General features: G+C 72.6%; 20 protein-coding genes and 1 pseudogene. 5 read left to right on the forward strand and 16 right to left on the reverse strand.

Annotation, left to right across the window (positions count from 1 at the left end; translation table 11 throughout):
- Window positions 1-7: 7 nt before the first annotated feature.
- The 13 genes and pseudogenes from LCN96_RS25870 to LCN96_RS25925 all read right to left on the reverse strand — a co-directional run bounded on the left by LCN96_RS25870 (window position 8) and on the right by LCN96_RS25925 (window position 10069).
- The gene (locus tag LCN96_RS25870; protein WP_225275474.1) at window positions 8-298 is read right to left on the reverse strand and encodes a hypothetical protein; all 291 of its coding nucleotides are present in this window, start codon (window positions 296-298) and stop codon (window positions 8-10) included.
- Window positions 299-395: 97 nt separating this feature from the next.
- Complete coding sequence (locus LCN96_RS25875; RefSeq protein ID WP_225275475.1) at window positions 396-692, reverse strand: hypothetical protein; 297 nt, start codon at window positions 690-692, stop codon at window positions 396-398.
- A gap of 82 nt (window positions 693-774) precedes the next feature.
- A pseudogene (locus LCN96_RS57455) lies at window positions 775-1071 on the reverse strand (putative immunity protein); the annotation flags it as partial.
- On the reverse strand, window positions 960-1916 hold the full coding sequence (locus LCN96_RS25880) for a cyclase family protein (RefSeq protein ID WP_225275476.1): 957 nt from the start codon (window positions 1914-1916) through the stop codon (window positions 960-962). The gene LCN96_RS25880 and the pseudogene LCN96_RS57455, both read right to left, overlap by 112 nt.
- A gap of 148 nt (window positions 1917-2064) precedes the next feature.
- Window positions 2065-2961 carry a sulfotransferase family protein gene (locus LCN96_RS25885; protein WP_225275477.1) on the reverse strand — a complete coding sequence of 299 codons (897 nt, stop codon included), beginning with the start codon at window positions 2959-2961 and terminating at the stop codon, window positions 2065-2067.
- A gap of 614 nt (window positions 2962-3575) precedes the next feature.
- Window positions 3576-4394 (reverse strand): ABC transporter ATP-binding protein, encoded by an 819-nt coding sequence (locus LCN96_RS25890; RefSeq protein ID WP_225275478.1) that lies wholly within the window; start codon window positions 4392-4394, stop codon window positions 3576-3578.
- Window positions 4391-5401 carry a FecCD family ABC transporter permease gene (locus LCN96_RS25895; protein ID WP_225275479.1) on the reverse strand — a complete coding sequence of 337 codons (1011 nt, stop codon included), beginning with the start codon at window positions 5399-5401 and terminating at the stop codon, window positions 4391-4393. The genes LCN96_RS25890 and LCN96_RS25895 overlap by 4 nt, the downstream gene beginning before the upstream one ends.
- Window positions 5398-6156 carry a class I SAM-dependent methyltransferase gene (locus tag LCN96_RS25900; RefSeq protein WP_225275480.1) on the reverse strand — a complete coding sequence of 253 codons (759 nt, stop codon included), beginning with the start codon at window positions 6154-6156 and terminating at the stop codon, window positions 5398-5400. The genes LCN96_RS25895 and LCN96_RS25900 overlap by 4 nt, the downstream gene beginning before the upstream one ends.
- Window positions 6153-7130 carry an ABC transporter substrate-binding protein gene (locus tag LCN96_RS25905; protein ID WP_225275481.1) on the reverse strand — a complete coding sequence of 326 codons (978 nt, stop codon included), beginning with the start codon at window positions 7128-7130 and terminating at the stop codon, window positions 6153-6155. The genes LCN96_RS25900 and LCN96_RS25905 overlap by 4 nt, the downstream gene beginning before the upstream one ends.
- Window positions 7131-7412: 282 nt before the next feature.
- Window positions 7413-8102, reverse strand: coding sequence for a TIGR03943 family putative permease subunit (locus tag LCN96_RS25910; protein WP_225275482.1), 690 nt, complete (start codon window positions 8100-8102; stop codon window positions 7413-7415).
- Window positions 8099-9115, reverse strand: coding sequence for a permease (locus LCN96_RS25915; protein ID WP_225275483.1), 1017 nt, complete (start codon window positions 9113-9115; stop codon window positions 8099-8101). The genes LCN96_RS25910 and LCN96_RS25915 overlap by 4 nt, the downstream gene beginning before the upstream one ends.
- Complete coding sequence (locus tag LCN96_RS25920; protein ID WP_263657518.1) at window positions 9072-9872, reverse strand: ABC transporter permease; 801 nt, start codon at window positions 9870-9872, stop codon at window positions 9072-9074. Before LCN96_RS25920 ends, LCN96_RS25915 begins: the two co-directional genes overlap by 44 nt.
- Window positions 9869-10069: a hypothetical protein gene (locus LCN96_RS25925; RefSeq protein ID WP_225275484.1), complete on the reverse strand. Its 201-nt coding sequence runs from the start codon at window positions 10067-10069 to the stop codon at window positions 9869-9871. The genes LCN96_RS25920 and LCN96_RS25925 overlap by 4 nt, the downstream gene beginning before the upstream one ends.
- A 412-nt stretch (window positions 10070-10481) precedes the next feature.
- On the opposite strand from LCN96_RS25925, the gene LCN96_RS25930 reads away from it, so the two are divergent.
- Both LCN96_RS25930 and LCN96_RS25935 read left to right on the forward strand, forming a co-directional pair.
- Window positions 10482-11576, forward strand: a complete 1095-nt coding sequence (locus tag LCN96_RS25930; protein ID WP_225275485.1) for a TOMM precursor leader peptide-binding protein — start codon at window positions 10482-10484, stop codon at window positions 11574-11576.
- Between the two features lie 4 nt (window positions 11577-11580).
- Window positions 11581-12831 (forward strand): hypothetical protein, encoded by a 1251-nt coding sequence (locus LCN96_RS25935; RefSeq protein ID WP_225275486.1) that lies wholly within the window; start codon window positions 11581-11583, stop codon window positions 12829-12831.
- 7 nt (window positions 12832-12838) lie between these two features.
- On the opposite strand, the gene LCN96_RS25940 is transcribed toward LCN96_RS25935, so the two are convergent.
- Window positions 12839-13993 carry a hypothetical protein gene (locus LCN96_RS25940; RefSeq protein WP_225275487.1) on the reverse strand — a complete coding sequence of 385 codons (1155 nt, stop codon included), beginning with the start codon at window positions 13991-13993 and terminating at the stop codon, window positions 12839-12841.
- Between the two features lie 98 nt (window positions 13994-14091).
- Window positions 14092-15009 carry a helix-turn-helix transcriptional regulator gene (locus LCN96_RS25945; protein WP_225275488.1) on the reverse strand — a complete coding sequence of 306 codons (918 nt, stop codon included), beginning with the start codon at window positions 15007-15009 and terminating at the stop codon, window positions 14092-14094.
- Between the two features lie 384 nt (window positions 15010-15393).
- Between LCN96_RS25945 and LCN96_RS25950 the strand changes: the two genes are divergently transcribed.
- From LCN96_RS25950 to LCN96_RS25960, 3 genes are read left to right on the forward strand one after another with little or no spacing between them, the layout of a single operon-like run.
- Window positions 15394-15915, forward strand: coding sequence for a MauE/DoxX family redox-associated membrane protein (locus tag LCN96_RS25950; RefSeq protein ID WP_225275489.1), 522 nt, complete (start codon window positions 15394-15396; stop codon window positions 15913-15915).
- Between the two features lie 44 nt (window positions 15916-15959).
- Window positions 15960-16496: a redoxin domain-containing protein gene (locus LCN96_RS25955; RefSeq protein ID WP_225275490.1), complete on the forward strand. Its 537-nt coding sequence runs from the start codon at window positions 15960-15962 to the stop codon at window positions 16494-16496.
- 5 nt (window positions 16497-16501) lie between these two features.
- Window positions 16502-18352, forward strand: a complete 1851-nt coding sequence (locus LCN96_RS25960) for an ABC transporter ATP-binding protein (RefSeq protein WP_225275491.1) — start codon at window positions 16502-16504, stop codon at window positions 18350-18352.
- On the opposite strand, the gene LCN96_RS25965 is transcribed toward LCN96_RS25960, so the two are convergent.
- The gene (locus tag LCN96_RS25965; RefSeq protein ID WP_225275492.1) at window positions 18277-18726 is read right to left on the reverse strand and encodes a S26 family signal peptidase; all 450 of its coding nucleotides are present in this window, start codon (window positions 18724-18726) and stop codon (window positions 18277-18279) included. The genes LCN96_RS25960 and LCN96_RS25965 overlap by 76 nt on opposite strands.
- Window positions 18727-18733 lie beyond the last annotated feature (7 nt).

Genomic DNA, 18733 nt, shown 5'->3' on the forward strand with positions numbered 1-18733 from the left:
CAGGTCACTACCTTGTCGAACACGGCGGCGTACGAGACTCGTACCTTCTCGTCGCATCCGGGGAGAGCGCCTTGCACGTGCTGTCAGGGGAGAACCTCCACACGACCTTGACGTCGTACGTCCAGGTGCAGTCGTTCCTGATCTTCACCCACACGTTGCCCGTCAGCTCACGGCCACCGTCGACCTTCTTGATGCAGTCCACCGCCTGCACGCTCCGCGCACTCACGCTGCTCGCCCCGGCAGCCAGCACGAGCGCGGCACCGGAGGCCACCGCCAGCGCCCTGAGAACTGTCCGCATCGTTCAACCCCTTCACGATGATTGTTTCGGTCAGAGGACGACGCAGGGACGGCCGCCATACGGACAGTACAGATTTGCCACAAAGGATCCGGGCAGGTCAGTGCCAGCCTCGTCGGGCCGGGAACCCGGCGATCCCGTCGGCCGCCAGGTGGACGCCGGCCGGCACGGAGCCGGCCCCTGCGGCGCGGGTGGCCAGCGCCATCACCACGCCGCTCAGCGCGTAGGAGTCCACCGCCGTGAGCAGCACTCTCGTGGGGCCGGGCGGGCTGCCCGGGCGGGGGCGCGCGGTGCAGAGCATGACGTGGAAGGCGCCGAGGTCGGCGTCGTCCCGCAGCGCGGCGCGCACCACGGCCTCGGCGTGCGGGGCCAGGGTCTCGGGACGGAGGTCCGGCACTTCGGCCCAGGTCGCGGCGCTCCAGCGGGTGCTCCCGGTTGCCCATGGTGACCGGCCGCACCTCCTGCGGGCCGGTGGGGCGGGCGGCCGGACGCGCGGCTTCCGTGCCCGCGTCCTTCGCGGCCCGGTGCGCGTCCAGCGGGGTGACGCGCCGCAGCTCGGTCCGCCGCGCGCCGTTGACGAACTCCCACGCGGCCTCGATGGCCGCGCGCGGACGAGGATCATCGGGAACGGCGTCCTCGAACACCGGAGGGACTTCCCGGGCGGTCAGAAGGTGGCGATCGGGTTGACCGGGCTGCCGGACGTGCCGGCGAAGCGGACCGGCGCGACCGCGAGCTGGAAGTCCCACTGTCCGAGCTCGGCGGCCGTCGAGGCGCACGCCTCCAGGTCGCAGTTGTCGAGCATCCACAGCCCCATCGCGACGAGGCTCACCGCGTGCACCGGCATCAGCACGTCGGCGTAGCCCGACGGCTGAACGTCCTGCGGGGTGTCGGCGCCGATCAGCGCGACCTCCCGCTCGTGCAGCCACGGCAGGCAGGACGCGTGCCAGCCGGCCTGCGTGAAACCGCCGGCCGGACCGCTCTCGTGCCGGGCGCGGCCGTAGCCGGTGCGCAGGAGCACCGCGTCGCCGGGCCGCACGCGCACACCCTGGCGACGCTCGGCCTCCTCCAGGTCGTCGGGGAAGACGCCCTGCCCCGGCTCCAGCCACGGCACGTCGCGGACCTTCGCGACGTCCAGCAGGACGCCGCGCGTGACGATCCCGTTCGCCGCCGCCGTGACGGCGCCCCACGCCGATCCCGTCGCCGGGTCCACCAGCGAGTGCGGCCGCCCGTTGTACATCGTGCCGTCCCAGAAGATGTGGCACGGCGAGTCGATGTGGGTGAGCGTGTTGCCGTGGAAGGTGAGGCCGAGCCGCTCGGAGGAGAAGCCCCAGCGCCGGTCGGCGTGGAACGCGGCGACCGGCATGTTCTCGGCGCCCGGCATGTCGGCGGCGCACGGGCACGTCGTCGTCGACCGCTCCATGTCGGCCGGCACGGCGACCTCCCACGCGCACGACACGCTCCTGCCGTGGCGCACGGCCCGCGCCGCCGCCAGCCGGACGTCGTCGGTGATGTGGTTCAGCGTGCCGAGCTCGTCGTCCTCGCCCCACCGCCCCCAGTTCGACAGCGTGTCGAAGTATCCGAGCACGTCGTCCTGGGTGGGCATCGGTCGCTCCGCCGTCATCGCAGCCTCGGCTCCTCGGGTCACGCGGCCCGGGGCGCCGGAGGCGGGGTGCCCGCCCTCTCCGTCGGCATGCCAAGGCCCGTTGAGCCGGCATGATACAAGATCGGAGGGCTGTGGAGGTGGCGCATCCCGCGACGGCTCGCCCGGCTCAGGCGTAGCCCCAGGCGGTGGCGTACTTGGCGAGCGCGGGCGGCAGGCCGGCCAGGCCGTCGAAGGTGCGGGCGGCCTGGACCCGGCCGGACTTGATGTTGTCGCTGCGGTCGCCCAGGTTCGGCACGAACTGGCCCTGGTAGGTGCGGCCGTAGTCGAGCATCGCCGGCTCCCACTCGACGTCCAGGAACGCGCAGAGCTCGCGGGTGACCTTCTCCGGCTCGGCGGTCAGGTCCTCGTACCGCAGGGTCAGGCCGTCGAGGGTGCGGCGGGCCTGCTCCAGGGGCTTGAAGTACTTCAGCGCGGTCGCCTCCAGAGCGTCCCGGGTGGTCGTGTTGTCCTTGCGGTTCTGCAGCGAGGAGATCACCCCTTCCGGGTGGCGCAGCAGGAAGACGAACCTGGCGTGCGGCCAGACGTAGTGCAGCCGCTTCCAGATGAAGACGTTGCCCGGCGTCTTGTCGACGATGATGTCCTTGCCGCTGCGCAGCAGCTCCAGGTGCAGGATGCGGTCCCACACCACGTGCTCCAGCTCCACCCGGTCCAGCCCGAGCTCCTCCATGGACGTCTCGGAGAAGCCGGGCGCCAGCTCCACCCCGATGGTGCGCAGGTGCAGCTCGTGCGGGGCTCGAATGCGGGAATGGCTGTTGAGCAGCATGCGCAGCAGCGTCGAGCCGGAGCGTACCGGGGCGATCACGAAGACGGGCGAGCGCACCAGCCGCGGCGCGGCGGGGAAGGAGTAGTCGATGATCTGCGTACGCTTCGGCGGTCGCCGGGCCTTCAGCCCGTCGGCGAGCCCGAGGTCGCCTGTCTCCGGGGAGAGGAACCGCTGCGGTGGGCGAAGCGCCTCGCGCAGAAGTCGTGCCCTTCGTTTGAACCCTTTGTCGACGACTCCCATGCGCGAATTTCTTGCCCTTTCACCCCCGTGTCCCCGTTCTCTCCGATGTGAGTGGCAGGAGCCACGGCGACATGGTGGCACATCAAGGCGTATGCGCCCAATAAGAGAAAACTGGGAGTTTGCTGGCAGGAGTGGGTGCGCGGGGTGCGGCGAGGCCCGCTGGCCGAGCCGCAGCACTCGGTCAGCGGGCACCCCACATGAGCCGGCGGCGATCACTCGCCGACGGCCGGTGCGGCGTGAAAGATCCTCCCACAGTGGCATCACCACTTCGTTGGGTAGTCATGACCGCCACCAGTGGAGTGTCGTGCCGAGGCAAAGCTTGAGGCGAGAAAGACCCAGGTCGCGTGCTGGGGGAAGCCTCGTTGTACCGGCCTTGTTGACGTGAGTATTGGCCATGCAGAAGAGGCCGAAAGGAACGGTACAGAACTCGGGAGGAACACCATGCAGACGAAGCAGTACCTGGGGCTACTAGGGCTGAGGGCCCCGTACCCGGATCCGCGCACGCCCAGCGGGGGCGGCACGGACAACAGCCGTAGTTCGCGTCGCCGGCGTCGTCGTCGCTGACGTGGGTGATGGCCTTCGCCCCAGGGCAGAGGCCGTCCATCGTTGTCTGCCTACGGCGAGTCGGCACCAGGCCGGCCCGTCCCGTAGGTGGGCCCGCGAAGAGGTGCCGGGCTCAGAAAACGCAGGCTCGGCCGGCCGGTGTCGGAGCGGGTGACCTGCGCGCGTACGCCGTAGACGCGCTCGACCGTCTCCTCGGTGAGGACCTGTCCCGGAGACCCGGCGGCGACGAGCCGCCCCTCGCGCAGCAGCAGAAGATGATCGCAGTACTGGGCGGCGAGGTTGAGGTCGTGCAGGGCGGTGACGACGGTGGCAGGGGTGGCGGCGAGCAGGTCCAGCAGGGCGAGCTGGTGGGCGATGTCGAGATGGTTGGTGGGCTCGTCGAGCAGCAGCTCGGTGGGTTCCTGCGCGAGGGCGCGGGCGATGTTCACCCGCTGGCGTTCGCCGCCGGAGAGCGTGGACCAGCGGCGCTGTTCCAGGTCGGCGACCCCGCAGCGGCGCAGGGCGCGGCGGGCGTGTTCGAGGTCGGCGGCACCTGCCGAGGCCGCCAGGCGGCGGCGGTGGGGGATGCGGCCGAGCAGCACCACGTCCAGGACGGGCAGCTCCACCTCGGCGCTCACCTCCTGGGCGACCACCGCCAGGCGGCGGGCGGCGTCGCGACGCGGCAGGTGGCGCAGGTCGTGGCCGCCGAGCAGCACGGCGCCGGACGCCGGGCGCAGCAGCCCGGCGAGCAGCCGCAGGAAGGTGGACTTGCCCGAGCCGTTCGGGCCGAGCAGCCCCGTCAGGCCGCCGGGCGGAATCTCGACGGTGATCCCGTCGACGATCGGCCGGCCCTGAGCCGTCCACGTGACCTCATGGGCGTGCAGGCTCACGCCGGTGTCTCCTTTCTGCGGCGCAGGACGAGCGCGAAGGCGGGGACGCCGATCAGCGCCGTCAGTACGCCGACGGGGATCTCCCTGGGGGCGAAGGCGGTGCGCGCGACGGTGTCGGCCGCCAGCAGGAACACGCCGCCGTACAGGGCGCAGGCCGGCAGCAGCACGTGGTGCCGGCCGCCGGTGAGCGCGCGCACGGCATGCGGCACGATCAGGCCGACGAAACCGATCGCGCCGCTCGCCGCCACCAGCACCGCCGTGGTCAGCGCCGTCACCGAGAACAGCACCAGCTCGGTCCTGGCCGGGGCGATGCCCAGCGACGCGGCGGCCTCGCGGCCGAACGCGAACGCGTCCAGCGCCGAGGAGGCCAGCAAGCAGGCGATCAGGCCCGCCCCCGCCACCGCGGCGCACAGGGCCACGCTCGCCCAGCTCGCCGGGGCCAGCGAGCCCAGCAGCCAGAAGGTGACCCCGCGGGTGCTCTGCGCGTCCGCCGCCCAGATCACGACCAGGCTGGTCAGCGCACTGAACAGCTGCGAGACCACCACCCCCGCCAGCACGACCCGGACCGTGCTGCCGAGCTGCCGCCCGATCATCACCAGCACGCAGCAGAAGGCCAGCACGCTACCGCCGAAGGCCCCCGCCGACAGCGCCGCCGCGCCGGCGCCCAGGCCCAGGACCAGCACCGCCACCGCCCCCGCCGAGGCGCCGGAGGAGATGCCCAGCAGGTACGGATCCGCCAGCGGGTTGCGCGTCAGCGCCTGCAGCACGGCCCCGCACACCGACAGGCCCGCTCCCACCAGCACGGCCAGCAGCACCCGGGGCAGACGCAGCTCCCAGATGATGCCGTCGTCCAGCGGCGCCGGCGCTTGCACCGGCAGGCCGGCGTGGGCCGCGACCGTCCGCAGCACGTCGGCGGGCGACAGCCCGGCCGCCCCCACCACGGAGGCGGTCGCGATCGACAGCGCCAGGAGCAGCAGGCCGCCGCCGATCACCCCTGCCGTTCTCATCGCCTGGCGAAGACGACGTAGTCGTCGAGGTACTGCCAGACGGTGCCCACCTCGGTGAAGCCGGCCGTCCGCAGCGCGGCGAGGTGGAGGGCCAGCGGGGCGAGCGGCTGGGGCGGGCGGCCGGCGAAGCGCCGCTCACGCTCGGGGATCCGCTCGGCGAGCGCGGGCAGCCGCCCGGCCAGGGCCCACCATTCGTCCCAGGTGGGGGTGCCTGCGGTGAAGGCGGCCTGTTGCACCTGCTCGTCGTGGCGGGCCGACACCTCGGCCAGGGCGGGATGCTCGGGCCCGAACCGCAGATGGTCGGCGTTGAGCAGGACCGCGCCGGGCGGCAGGATCGCGGCCAGCTCGGTGTAGACGCCCAGGAGCTGCTGAGGTGCCAGCCAGTGCAGCGCGGTCGAGGTCAGGACGGCGTCGAAGCGCCACTCGGTGAATCGCCGGCTCCAGCCGGGCTCGGCCAGATCGGCGTCGACCACCGTGGCCCGGTCACCGAGCACCATGCCGGCGAGGCGGGCGAGCACGGGGTCGTAGTCGGTGGCCACCACGCGGGAGCCCGGGACGCGCGCCAGCACCCGGTCCGCGATCGAGCCGGGTCCGCAGGCCAGGTCCAGCACCGTGGGCTCGGCGGGGCAGTGCAGGCGCAGGACGTCCAGCATGACCTCGAAGCGGTTCTCGCGGTGGGCGACGTAGGCGCTCTGCTGCTCCTCCCAGCGGGCCAGCAGGTCGCGAGGGGTCAGGGACGTGGTGGGGGCGGTCACGAGCTCTCCTTCTGGCTGTACAGGCGGGTCAGGCCCTGGCCGACCTGCTCGACGGCGGTGACGGCGCGGATGGACGGGTCCACGGAGGAGCCGGGGACGACGATGAAGCGGTCCTCGCGCACCGCGGTGAGCTTGGAGGCGACGGGGTCCTCGCGCAGGAAGCGTTTCTTGGCCTCGGCGCTGTCGCCGTCGCCGCCGCGAGTGAGGTCGGCCAGCACGATCACGTCGGGGTCGCGGGCGGCGATCTCCTCCCAGTTGCCCTCCGGCCACTGCTGCTCGACGTCGGCGAAGGCGTTGCGCGCGCCCAGCAGCCTGGTGATCGTGCCGGGCAGCCCGGTGTCGCCGGCGATGGCGGGGGCCTTGGTGCCGGAGTAGTACCACATGACGTCGGCGTCGAGCTGCGCCGGCGCCGCTCGCCTGGCCGCTTCCAGCCGTCGGCGCAGATCGGCGACCACGGCCTGGCCGCGTTCGCGCACTCCGAAGACGGTGGCGAGGTCGTCGATCTCCTTGAAGATCGCCTCGAACTCGGCGGTGGCGGGGATGAGCGCCCGGTCCTCGCAGTCGTTGGCGGACAGGTAGGCGGGCACGCCCAGCTTGGCGAGGTCCTGCCGGGACCCGGCGGCCTCGGGGGCGTAGGCGGAGGCGCGCATCGAGTAGACGAAGTCCGGCTTGGCGGCCAGCAGCGCCTCGCGGCCCGGATACTGCGCGGCCAGCACGGGCACTTTCGCGTAGGACCGGGCCAGCTCGGGCAGCACCGGGTCGGTCCGGTAGGCGGTTCCGGCCATGCGGTCGGCCAGGCCGAGGGTCAGCATGATCTCTGCCGCGTTCTGCTCCATGGCGACCGCTCGGCGGGGCGGGGCCTGGATCTCCAGCGGAAGCCCGCAACTCGTGACCCGGACCGCTGGGGGAGCGGTGGCGGTGGTCGCGGCCGTGCCGCTTGCGCACGCTGTGGCCAGGGTCAGCACAGTGGCCACCACTCCCCAACGAATGGGAATGATTTTCATATTCGCAGACCCTAGCAGCACCGGCACGTGGCATCGCCGTGCGGGCGGCGCAGGTCGGCGCCGTGCAGCTCGACGGCCAGGGCGGCGAGTGCGACCGTGATGACGGGCCACACATCCGTTGCCCCTGCGGCAGGCGCCGGCTGATTTCGACCACCGCGATCAGCGGCGCCATCCCGGCCAGCGCGCTGACCGCGGTCAGGACGGCGCAACCGATCAGGGTGGCGTAACCCATCACCCAGCCGGGTGCCGCCCCTATTCGTACGGCTCCGCCGGCCGCTCGACGGCGGTCACAGCGGTCGCGGCCACGGCCGGGACCACGTAGTCGTCCGGCACCCCGCCCCGCCACGGAACCCAGGTCCCCGTGACCGCCACCCACGCGTTCTCCGCAGGGGAGGCCGCCCCCTGGACGGCGACCTCGAGCGCGAGCGCGTCGGCGGCGCAGCAGCGGATCTGCATCCGGGTCAGGTACCAGCTCCTGCCGTCCTCGGCCGGGACGGCGAAGCCGACCAGCCGGACCTTCCTGCCGGCGAGCGACGGCCCCGACCGCGCGTAGGCACGCCCGATGAACTCACCCAGCGTCAGCTCCGTCACCTCACCTCCCGTCAGCGGGAGGTGTCCCTCGGTCCGTACGAGCACCGGCGGGCCGTCACTGTGCCTGGCCGCGAAGGCGCCGAGCGCGGGCGGCGCGACCAGCACGACAGCGAACACCGGCACGGTCAGCAGCCACGCCACCCGCGGCCCACGCTGACGGGCGCCGGGCCGGTCCAGCACCCCGGCGGCGACGGACAGCAGGCCGAGCGCCGCCAGCACCGCACCGGCCGCCACGAGCAGCGGCCGGAACCCCGGCTGGACGTAGTTGACGTACGTCGTGGAGAACGCGGAGATGCTCAGCACCGTGGCGCCGAGGATCAGCAGGACGGCGCCCTGCGCCTGGCGGCTCACAACAGCGCCCGGCCGGCGACGAAGCTGACCCCGACGGCCAGCACCAGCGTGAGCGGCGCGAACCGCCAGGCGAAGGACCGGCCGAAGGTGCCGACCTGCAAAGCGATGAGCTTCAGGTCCACCATCGGCCCGACCACCAGGAACGCCAGCTTGGCCGTGGGGGAGAACGCCGTGAACGAGGCCGCCACGAAGGCGTCGGCCTCCGAGCAGATCGACAGCAGCACCGCCAGGAACGCCAGCACCAGCACGGACACCACCGGCACCCCCGCCAGCGCGGTCAGCCAGTCGCGCGGGATCACCACGTTCAGGGTCGCCGCGGCCAGGGCGCCGACGACCAGGAACCCGCCGGCGTGCAGCAGGTCGTGATGCATCGCGTCCACGAAGCGGCTCATCCGGCCCCCGCCCGCCTCGGCGGCACGGCGGGGCTTCGGCAGCCACGCGGCGCGCCCGAACCGGGCCCAGATCCAGCCGGCCAGCACGGCCACCGCCAGCGACGCGGCGAACCTGGCCGCCACCATCGCCGGGTCGTCGGGGAAGGCCACCGCGGTGGCCACCAGCACCACCGGGTTGATCGCCGGGGAGGCCAGCAGGAACGCCAGCGCCGCCGGCGGCGCCACCCCGCGGGCCATCAGCCCGGAGGCCACCGGCACCGACGCGCACTCACAACCGGGCAGCACCGCCCCGGCCAGCCCCGCCACCGGCACCGCCGCGTACGTACGCCGGGGCAGCGCCCGCGTCCAGAACGAGGCGGGCACGAACGCGGTGATGGCCGCCGACAGCGCCACACCCAGCACCAGGAACGGCAGCGCCTGCACGCACACCGCCACGAACACGGTCGCCCAGGTCTGCAACGCCGGCTGCGTCAGGTAGGGCGCCAGCAGGAACCGTCCCGCCGCGAGCAGCGCCACCAGGACGAGGAACGCCCAGGGCAGCCGGAACCCGCCCGAGCCCCTCGGTGACCCGCACCCGTCACTGCCCGGGACCGGCGGATCCGCCGTGCTCTGCCGCGCCATCGCCCTCCCACCCCGCACGCAGGTACGCGGAGCAGACTAGCCCGTGCCGGCCCGGCTCACGGGCTGTCAATGACCGGCGCTCCGGTAGTGGCCGAGCTGCCGCCGCCACACCCGGTACGCCAGCACGATCAGCGGCACCCCCACCAGCGGGGCGGCCGGCGCCCACGGGCTGTCGAGCCTGCCCAGGACGACGCTCGCGGGCACGTACGCCACGAAGGCGACCGGCAGCACGAACGTCAGCAGCCACTCCACGGCGCCCCCGAAGATCTGCATCGGGTACGAGCCGAACTTGGACGAGCCGGTAGAGCAGCGAGACGGCCGCGATCTCCATCGTCCAGAAGGCGATCAGGCTGATCAGCAGCGCCAGCTGCACGGCGATGACGTAGCCGAGCAGCAGCGTGAGCACGTAGCCGGCGGCGTCGGCGGGGGCGGTGATCGAGCCGGCCAGCAGCACCACCGGGACGACCGGGGCGAGCAGCAGCAGCCCGCCCAGGGTGTTGCCGGCCTGGAAGGCGGCCATCTGCCGCAGGTAGCCGACCGGCCTGGCCAGGTCGAAGAAGACCGTGCCGGTGCGGACGCGGTGCTGGACGGTGCGGGTGACGAGCGTGTGGGTCGCGAAACCCTGGAGGTTGGCCAGGGTGAGGCAGGCGAGCAGCGCGTCCAGCGTGAGGCCGGCGGCGGCGGGGCGCGCGCCGTACACCGCGGTCCAGATCATCCGCACCAGGAACACCTGGGTGACCAGCGCCACGCAGGTCATGAGGATGTTGCTGCGGTAGGCCAGGGCGAGGCGGAAGCCGATGCGCGTCCTCGGGCGTAGATCCCCTTGATCACGCCCTCCAGGTCCGGCTCCTCGATCGACAGGTCGCGGATGGTGTGCTCGGCGGCGATCGAGGCGATCATGCCGGGCAGGTCGCCGTGGATGTCGAAGACGTAGCGGCCCTCGACCTGGATCATGCAGGAATACTCGCCAGGGGGACGCGCGTGCCGCAACTCATTTCATGGTCACCGGAGCAGGCGATGATCGCCGGTGGCGGTGGACGTGCTGGCCGGACATTGACCGCCGGGCTTTCCCCATGTGATGATCTTGGATGTTGAGGCGGTGACGAGCGGGGCTCATGTTCCGTCCGGTGTCCTGCACCGGTCGTCCTCGGAGCCGCCGGGTTCGAGATCGAGAGCGAGGAGATGTCCATGAAGAAGAAGAAGCTCGAGGTCAAGATCAGGAAGCTTGAGAAGATCGAAACCACCATCAACCGCGGCGGAGCCAGCGGCTGATCAACGATCACGCGGAACCGGTCCGGCCGTCGCCGGGCCGGTCCCGCCTCCACCGCGTGCAGAAGCACCACCGCGTGAAGGAGAGGGTGGCCGAGTGCGTCTGCCCAGGGTGAAACGGGTGCACCAGCCGTTCGTGCTGCCCGGGAACCGCATCGTCATCGGGCTGTCCCAGTTCGGCGTGGCCTCCGAGATCGCCGACGACGAGGACGGCAGCATCGCCGCGATCCTGTCCTTGATGGACGGCACCAGGACCGTCGATGACATCTGCGCCGACTTCGGGAAGACCCATCCCGGGGTGGACGACGACAGCGTGCGCGCCGTCATCGAGGACCTGGTCGGCAGCGGCTTCGTCGAGGACGCCGGCGCGCCCGTACCGGCGAACCTCAGCGAACGGGAGATCGCCAGGTACGAGTCGGCCCGCCACTTCTTCAGCTGGATCGACACCACACCGCGCACGTCGCCGCACGACGTCCAGTCCAGGATCAAGCAAGCCAGGGTGAGCCTGCTCGGCGTGGGCGGCACCGGGTCGGCCGTCGCGGCGGGGCTGGTGTCGAGCGGCATCGGGGCGCTGCGGCTGGCCGACTTCGACAGCGTCGAGGAGTCGAACCTGACCCGCCAGCTCCTGTACGCCGAGACGGACGTGGGCAGGTCCAAGGTCGGCCAGGCGGCCGCGCGGCTGCGGGCCATGAACGGCGCGGTCCTCGTGACCGGGAGCGAGACCAAGGTGACCGGCCCCGGCGACGTGGTGGAGCTGATGACCGGTTGCGACCTGTTCGTCCTGTGCGCGGACGAGCCGCACCCGGAGATCGTCCAGTGGACCAACGAGGCGGCCCTGCGCACCGGCACCCCGTGGTTCATGAGCCTCTACACCGGGCCGATGGTCGTCGTGGGCTCGTTCGTACCGGGCGAGACGGGCTGCTGGGCGTGCCTCGACCGGCAGGAGGAGGCGCGCAAGGAGAAGGAGCTCGGGCGGCTGCTGCCCGAGTCTCGGCCGAACGCGGTGGTCGCGGCCAGCGCGAACATCAGCGGCCACCTGTGCGCGCTGGAGGTGCTGTACCAGCTCGGCGGCCTGCCGGCGCAGACCCGCGGCAGGGTCTTCCACTGGAACCTGGCCGTCTGGGACCACCAGTACTTCATCGACGTCCCGCGTGACGAGGGATGCCCGGTCTGCGGGCCGAAAGCACGGTGAGCACGTGACCACCCAGGCGGCCGAGGTCGGCGCGGGCAGCGTCGTACGGCTCCACCCGCTCGTCGTCCGTCCCGACGACGACGACCCGGAAGCGATCATCGTCGGCCGCCCCGACCTCGGCGAGTTCGCCGAGCTGCCCGCGGTGTGCGGGGAGGTGATCCGGCTGCTCGGCGAGGGACGGCCGGTCGCGGAGGTCGAGGCCGCGGTCGCCGCCGAGCACGACGTCGAGCTGGACGTGGCCGACTTCGTGGAGTCGCTGGCCGACCTGGACTTCGTGGCCGAGATCGATGGGCTCCCGCTGCCCGGACCGGCGTCCGCGCCGGTGGCCGGCCACTTCGAGGGCATCACCGAGCGGCACGTGCGATGGGTCTTCGCCCGGCCGATGAAGCTGCTCTGGCTCGCCGTCGTCGTGGCCGCGGCGCTGACCGTGCTGGTCAGGCCCGGCCTGTTCCCCCGCCACCAGGACTTCTTCTGGAGCGGGTACACCGGGCTGTCCGTGCTGGTCAACACGGCGTTCTTCTCCGTCGTCGCGAGCGTGCACGAGATGATGCACCTGATCGCGGCGCGTTCGCTCGGCGCGCCGGCGCGGATCGGGTTCGGCACCCGGCTGCACTACCTCGTCGTGCAGACCGACGTGAGCGCCATCTGGGGAGTCCCCCGGCGGCACCGCTACCGCGTGTACCTGGCCGGGATGGCCTCCGACGTGCTGCTCATCGCGACGATGCTGCTGGCCGTCGCGTACCTGCCGCTGCCCGATCCGGCCGAGGCGCTGCTGCGGGCCTTCATCCTGACCACGCTGCTGTGCCTGCCCCTGCAGGCGCAGATCTACATGCGGACCGACCTCTACTTCGTGCTCCGCGACCTGCTGCGGTGCAAGGACCTGTTCGGGGACGGTCTGCGCTACGTCCGCTACCTGCTCGCCAGGGCGGTCGCCCCGCTCAGGAGGCCGGGCTCGCCGGTGACCGACCCCACCGGTGACCTCGCAACGCACGAGCGCCGTGCCGTCCGGATCTACGCCGTCGCCCTCGCGCTGGGCAGCACCGTCACGCTGACCGTCTTCGCCCTGTACGGCGCTCCGATCATCGTCAGCGGCCTGACCAGCGCGCTGACGGCCCTGTGGGCCGGCTTCCACGGCGGCCCCGCCCTCGCCGCGGTCGATGCGGCGCTGCTCATCCTGGTCGAGGGCGGCATCCAGGTGATGTTCCTGGTGACGTTCTTCCGGACCCGCCGCCACTGGTTCCGCCGCTCTGAGTGAACGGGCGCTACAGGAGGCGCTCGCGCTGGGCGGCGGCTGCCTGCCGGACCTCCGCGCAGAACGACGCGGTGTGGCGCCGCTGCCGTTCCTCGTCGTCGAGGCCGGTTCCGTCGAAGTCGGTCCCGTCGAGGTCGGTCCCGTCGAGCTCGGTCGCGTATTCGGCGTACAGCAGCCAGCAGCCGCGGATCCCGCCGAGCAGGTCCTCCAGCAGGTCGAGGGCCGGGCGGGCGGGATCCAGGGGCGTGAGGCGCAGGACGAAGACGTCCGGGTGCGGCTCGGGCTGGTCCTCGCGCCGCGCGTCGAGCAGTCGCTCGGCGGCGGCGATACGCCGATGGAGTGCCGGGAGGTCGGGGATCTCGCCCTCGGCGATCCGCAGGGCGTCGCGGATCAGGGGCATCACCGCCTGGCGGGGGGAGGCGCCGTCGGCCATCAGCTCCAGGACGAGGGTCGGGGTCGCGTGGGGGAGTGCCTCGATGGTGTCGGCTTCGGCCACGATCTGGGTGGCGGGGAGCCCGGCGTACCCGGCGGTGACGGTGGCGGCGGCGTGCAGCCAGTGCGCGGCGGCGATGGCGGCCGCGGCCGGATCGATCTCGGTGAAGATCGCCTCGGGGCCGAAGGGGTGGTCGTGCAGCAGGCTGCTGGCCTGGGCGACCTGGACGGGGGAGGCGTCCTCGCGGGTGAGGGTGACGGCCTGGCGGGCGCGTCCGGTCAGGTTGCCCAGCTCGGCCTGTTCGATGGCGGCCAGCTCGGCGCCGACGTCGAGGGTGACGCGGGTGGCCGGCTCGGCGGCGCCGAGGGCGTGCAGGGCCCGGCCGGCCTGGTGGGCGGCTTCCTCGACCCGGACGGCGGACTGGATCAGGTAGCCGTCGGGGGGCAGGTCCGGGTTCGTGAGTGCCGTGAGGACGCCGGCGAAGGCGTCGCGTTCCTCCTGACGGCGCTCGCCTTCGGAGCCGGGCTCGTGGCTGTCGGCGGCGCTGGCCGGATGGGTGTAGCAGCGCCAGCAGACTTCGGAGAGCTGGGTGAGCGTCCTGGCCAGGTTCAGCGCGTCGTGACGGGGGAGCCCGGCGGGAAGATCGGTGACGTCCGTCGCGATGTCTCCCGACCCGGTGCTCCAGGACGAGATGAGGACGTTGCGGTGGTGATCGACGGCGTACCGGGTCAAGAACACTCCTCGCGGATGAGCAGGAACGATGCTGGGACACGCCTAGCATGGAGCATCGGCGGTCGTTCGTGCCGCAGCTCGGCCGCCTTGGCCGGCGCTCAGATCCAGCCCTGCTGCTTGGCGAGCAGGGCGCCCTGGAAGCGGTTGGCGGCGCCGAGCCGCTCCAGCAGCTCGGCCACGTAGCGCCGGTAGGTGCGCAGGCTCACGCCCATCTCCCTGGCCGCCACCTCGTCCTTGCGGGTGCCGGCCAGCAGGTACAGCACCCGCCGCTCGCGCGTGGTCAGGCTGGGCGCGTGGCAGGGCTCCAGGTCCTGAGCGTGCGCCCAGACGCGCTCGAACAGGTCCGCCATCGTCGCGACGACCCCGGCCTGGGAGATCATCAGGGCGCTCCGGCCGGCGCCCTCCGGCTCGCTGGGGACGAAGACCACCGAGCGGTCCACGATCACCATCTGCTGCCCGTCGTCGTCGACCACCCGGTGGTGATCACCGGCGCGGTGCAGTTCGAGGCAGTGCTCCATGAGCGCCGGGTCGAGCAGGCTCTGCCGGGAGACGATGGTGCGCCGGCGGGCGCCGTCCTCGAGCCGCTGCAGGTGGGCGGGCAGGTACGACCGGTGCCGCTCGGGCTGCATGGCCAGCACCTCGCGCGCGTCGAGCGTCAGCGACCGGATGCGCTCGTCGATCCGGTCGGCGCCGTGGATCTGCTCGATGGTGACCGTGCGGTCGGGCCCGCGCTGCTGCGCGCTCAGCAGGTGCACCGCCTCCCACGCCGCCGAGATGCGGCGCTGCTCCGCGTTGGTCTCCAGCAGCCGTCGCCGGATCAGGCGGCTGATCCCGACCTCCGGCTCGACGGCGATGGGCCGGCCCGCCGGGTCGAAGCGGATGAGGCCGAGCGCCGAGAGCCGCTCCAGCGTGGCCCGCAAGCCGTCCGGATCGCCCGTCGCCGTGTCGCGGCCGCGCAGGAGGTCGCGGTAAACGTTCTCCTCGAAGTCGGTCAGTCCGAGACTGCTGAGGCTCATGTGGCTCCCGAGGTGACGAATGGGCCTCCCGCTGCTGGTGGTGCGGGAGTGACAGCAAGCTGCACGGCACTGCAGCTTGCTGTCGGACCCAGCGGCTTACTTCAGTTGATCATCCGTGGTTATTGTCCTGATGTCGGCGGCGTTGATCACCCAAATCGCGCATGTCGGCTTCTGCCGGCATCCCCCACCGCCGGCTCGCACCAAGAGGAGGATCCCTGTGTTCCGTGCACTCCATGAGATGAGCGACCGGCTTCTCGGCAGGCTGCTGCCCACCACCACGGCCGAGGCCGAGCCCTGCTGGTGGACCTCGACCGGCATCCGCTGCTGCATCTACGCCGGCAAGACGTACTGCCGCTAGCGCCTCGGGCCGAACGGATCAGCGGCATGGAGTACGTCGCGCTGGCCGCCCGCTGCACCCTGGGAATCGTCTTCCTGGCGGCGGTGGCCGGCAAGGTGCGCGGGCGGGAGGCCTTCGCGGCGTTCCGGCGATCGATGCCGGCGCTCGTCCCGCTGTGGCGGGGCCGGGTGCCGGCCGCGCTGCCCGTCGCGGTGGTCGCCGTCGAGTCGGCCACCGTGGTGCTGCTGACGGCGGAGTCCACGGCACCGGCCGGGCTGGTCCTGGCCGGTGCCGTGCTGCTGGCCTTCTCCCTCGGCATCCGGCACGCGCTGCGCTCGGGCAGCCGGGTCTCCTGCAACTGTTTCAGCACCTCGTCGGCGCCGCTCGGCCGCAGGCACCTCGTCCGCAACGCCGGCCTGATCGCGGTGGCCGTCACCGGCCTGGCGGCCTCGGGCGCGGGCACGCACGCGCATCCCGCCGGAGCAGTCCTGGCGCTCGCCGCCGGTGGCCTGATAGCGCTGCTCGCCGTCTTCACCGACGACCTCACCGACCTGTTCGCGGCGCGCTGAACCGAGCTGTTCAAGCCGTGCCCGCTCGACCGTAAGGGACGCCGATGTCCTTCCTCGTGGCCGCCGTCGTCTTCGTCGGCGTGCTGAGCGCCGTCAACCTGTTCCTGCTCCTGGCCGTGATCCGCCGCCTGCGCGAGCACGCGAACGTCCTGCGGCACGTCACCGCCCCACCCGCCTTCACCCCGCCGGGCACCCGGCTGCCGGGCTTCACCGCGACGGACACCACCGGCGCCGCCGTCAGCCGCGCCACGCTCGGCGCCGGCGGCGGCACGACCGTCGTCGGCATGTTCTCCACCGACTGCTCCGCCTGCGACGAGCACCTGCCCGCCTTCGCCGAGCGGGTGCGCCACCTGGGCCGGGACCGCGTCCTGGCGCTGGTGGTGGGCGGCGGGCCGAAGGAGGCGACGTTCACCGCCGCCCTCGCGGACCTCGCGGCCGTGGTCACCGAGGAGCGCGACGGCCAGATGTACACGGCCTTCGGGCGCCCGCCGTTCCCCGGCTTCTACCTCGTGGACGGCGAGGGCGTCGTGACGGCGTCGGCGCACTCCACATCCGAGCTCCCGATCCCCGCGCACGCCTGACCGGCATGGCGAACCCCACGCTCGGGCGGATCCGCGTCGCCGCCGCCCTCGCCTGGACGGCCCATCCGGCGGCGGCCGTCGGCGCGGCCCTCCTCGGTGTGCTGGCCGGGGTGGCGCCGGTCGCGACCGCCTGGCTGACGAAGCTGGTCCTCGACGCCATCATCAGGGGCGACGGGTTCGCCGCGCTGGCACCGGCGGCCGGCGGGCTCGCCGTCGCCGGGCTGGCGGTCATCGTGCTGCCGCACGTGTCCGACTACGCCACGGCGCAGTTGCGCAGGTCGCTGCGCCTGCTCATCTACGACCGGCTGTTCCGGGCGGTCAACCGCCATCCCGGGCTGAGCCGGTTCGAGACCCCGGGCTTCCACGACACGCTGCGGCTGGCGTACGAGTCGAGCCACAACGCGCCGGACCGCCTGGTCGTCGGCGCGCTGGCGATCGGCCAGGCGCTCATCACCCTCGCGGGCTTCGCCATCAGCCTGGCCGCCGTCAACCCGGTCATGGTCGCCGTCATCGTCGTCGCCGCCCTGCCTGCCGCGCGCATCGAGCTGATGCTCAGCCGCAAGCGCGCCGAGGTGATGTGGGACATCACCCCCGCCATGCGCCGCCAGGTGTTCTTCGGCGACCTGCTCACCCGGCCGGAGGCGGCCAAGGAGGTGCGGCTGTTCGGCCTGGGCGACTACCTGCGTACCCGGATGCTGGACGAGGTCAGCGGCATCAACCGCGCCGAGCGCGACGTGGACCTGCGCGCTCTGCGCAGCCAGGGCGTGATGGCGCTGCTCGGGAGCGTCGTGGCCGCCGGCGGGCTGCTGTGGGCCATCCTCAGCGCCGCCTCGGGAGGCATCAGCGTGGGCGAGGTGACGGTCTTCGTCGCGGCCGTCGCGGGCGTCCAGACGGCGCTGACCGCGATCGTCAGCCAGTGGGCGGACGCGCACAACGCGCTGCTGATGTTCGGCCACTACACGGAGGTGGTGGCGGCCGAGCCCGACCTGCCGGTGCCGCGCGAGCCCGCCGCGCTGCCCGCGCTGCGCGACGGGATCGAGCTGCGCGACGTGTGGTTCCGCTACAGCGACGAGCACCCCTGGATCCTGCGCGGGGTGGACCTGTTCGTCCCCGCAGGCCGGACGGTGGCCCTCGTCGGGGTGAACGGCGCGGGCAAGAGCACGCTGGTCAAGCTGCTGTGCCGGATGTACGACCCGACCAAGGGACAGATCACCTGGGACGGGGTGGACCTGCGCGACGCGAGCCCGGCAGACCTGCGCGGGCGGATCGGCGCGGTGTTCCAGGACTACATGGACTACGACCTCACCGCCGCCGAGAACATCATGCTGGGCGACCTGACGGCCGACCGCGACCGGGTCCACGACTCGGCCCGCCGGGCGGGCGTGCATGAGACGGTCACCGCGCTGCCGCGCGGCTACGACACCATGCTCAGCCGCCTGTTCGGCGACCGCGACGAGCAGGCCGGGGTCTCCCTGTCGGGCGGGCAGTGGCAGCGGCTGGCGCTGGCCCGCGCGTTCATGCGGCAGCGCCAGGACCTGCTCATCCTGGACGAGCCCAGCTCGGGCCTCGACGCCCAGGCCGAGCACGAGGTCCACACCAGCCTGCGGGCCTACCGGGGCGACCGCACGAGCGTGCTGATCTCGCACCGGCTGGGCACCGTGCGCGCCGCCGACCTCATCGTGGTGCTGAGCGAGGGGCGGATCGCCGAACGCGGCACGCACGACGAGCTGATGGCCCTGGGCGGTGAGTACGCCCGGCTGTTCACCCTGCAGGCCGACGGCTACGGGACTCCTTCGGAGGCACCGGAGGACAACTTCCGTACGACCACACCCAGTACGCGATCGGCCGGCACGTAGCCGTACACCCGTGAGTCGGCGCTCGACGTGCCGTCGCCCACGACCACCAGCGCGCCCTCGGGCACCCTCGCACCGGGCCCCGCCGCCACCGCCTCCACCACGTCGGCCGGCACGGGGTCGCCGGGCAGCGCGGTCACCCGCTTGATCGCCCAGGGCGGCGCCGGAGGGCCCGTGCCCCACCCCGAAGGCCGCGTCGACTCGAACACCACCACCCGGCCCCGCCGCACCGCACCGGTCCGGCGGACCAGCACCCGGTCACCCGGACGGTAGGCCGGCGCCATGCTCACGCCGCTCACCTGGACGACGACGAGACCGCGCCGGGCGACGACCGCGAGGACGACGAGCACGGCGAGGGCGATGAGCGCGTACCACACGGCTCCA

Source organism: Nonomuraea gerenzanensis, assembly GCF_020215645.1.
In the GTDB taxonomy this organism is placed as follows: Bacteria; Actinomycetota; Actinomycetes; order Streptosporangiales; family Streptosporangiaceae; genus Nonomuraea; species Nonomuraea gerenzanensis.

Bases quoted from the DNA above. Each gene is read 5' to 3' on its own strand.
- LCN96_RS25870 (WP_225275474.1), bottom strand. From the start codon at position 298: ATGCGGACAGTTCTCAGGGCGCTGGCGGTGGCCTCCGGTGCCGCGCTC.
- LCN96_RS25880 (WP_225275476.1), bottom strand. From the start codon at position 1,916: ATGACGGCGGAGCGACCGATGCCCACCCAGGACGACGTGCTCGGATAC.
- LCN96_RS25885 (WP_225275477.1), bottom strand. From the start codon at position 2,961: ATGGGAGTCGTCGACAAAGGGTTCAAACGAAGGGCACGACTTCTGCGC.
- LCN96_RS25895 (WP_225275479.1), bottom strand. From the start codon at position 5,401: ATGAGAACGGCAGGGGTGATCGGCGGCGGCCTGCTGCTCCTGGCGCTG.
- LCN96_RS25915 (WP_225275483.1), bottom strand. From the start codon at position 9,115: ATGGCGCGGCAGAGCACGGCGGATCCGCCGGTCCCGGGCAGTGACGGG.
- LCN96_RS25920 (WP_263657518.1), bottom strand. From the start codon at position 9,872: ATGACCTGCGTGGCGCTGGTCACCCAGGTGTTCCTGGTGCGGATGATC.
- LCN96_RS25925 (WP_225275484.1), bottom strand. From the start codon at position 10,069: ATGATCCAGGTCGAGGGCCGCTACGTCTTCGACATCCACGGCGACCTG.
- LCN96_RS25945 (WP_225275488.1), bottom strand. From the start codon at position 15,009: ATGAGCCTCAGCAGTCTCGGACTGACCGACTTCGAGGAGAACGTTTAC.
- LCN96_RS25950 (WP_225275489.1), top strand. From the start codon at position 15,394: ATGGAGTACGTCGCGCTGGCCGCCCGCTGCACCCTGGGAATCGTCTTC.
- LCN96_RS25955 (WP_225275490.1), top strand. From the start codon at position 15,960: ATGTCCTTCCTCGTGGCCGCCGTCGTCTTCGTCGGCGTGCTGAGCGCC.
- LCN96_RS25960 (WP_225275491.1), top strand. From the start codon at position 16,502: ATGGCGAACCCCACGCTCGGGCGGATCCGCGTCGCCGCCGCCCTCGCC.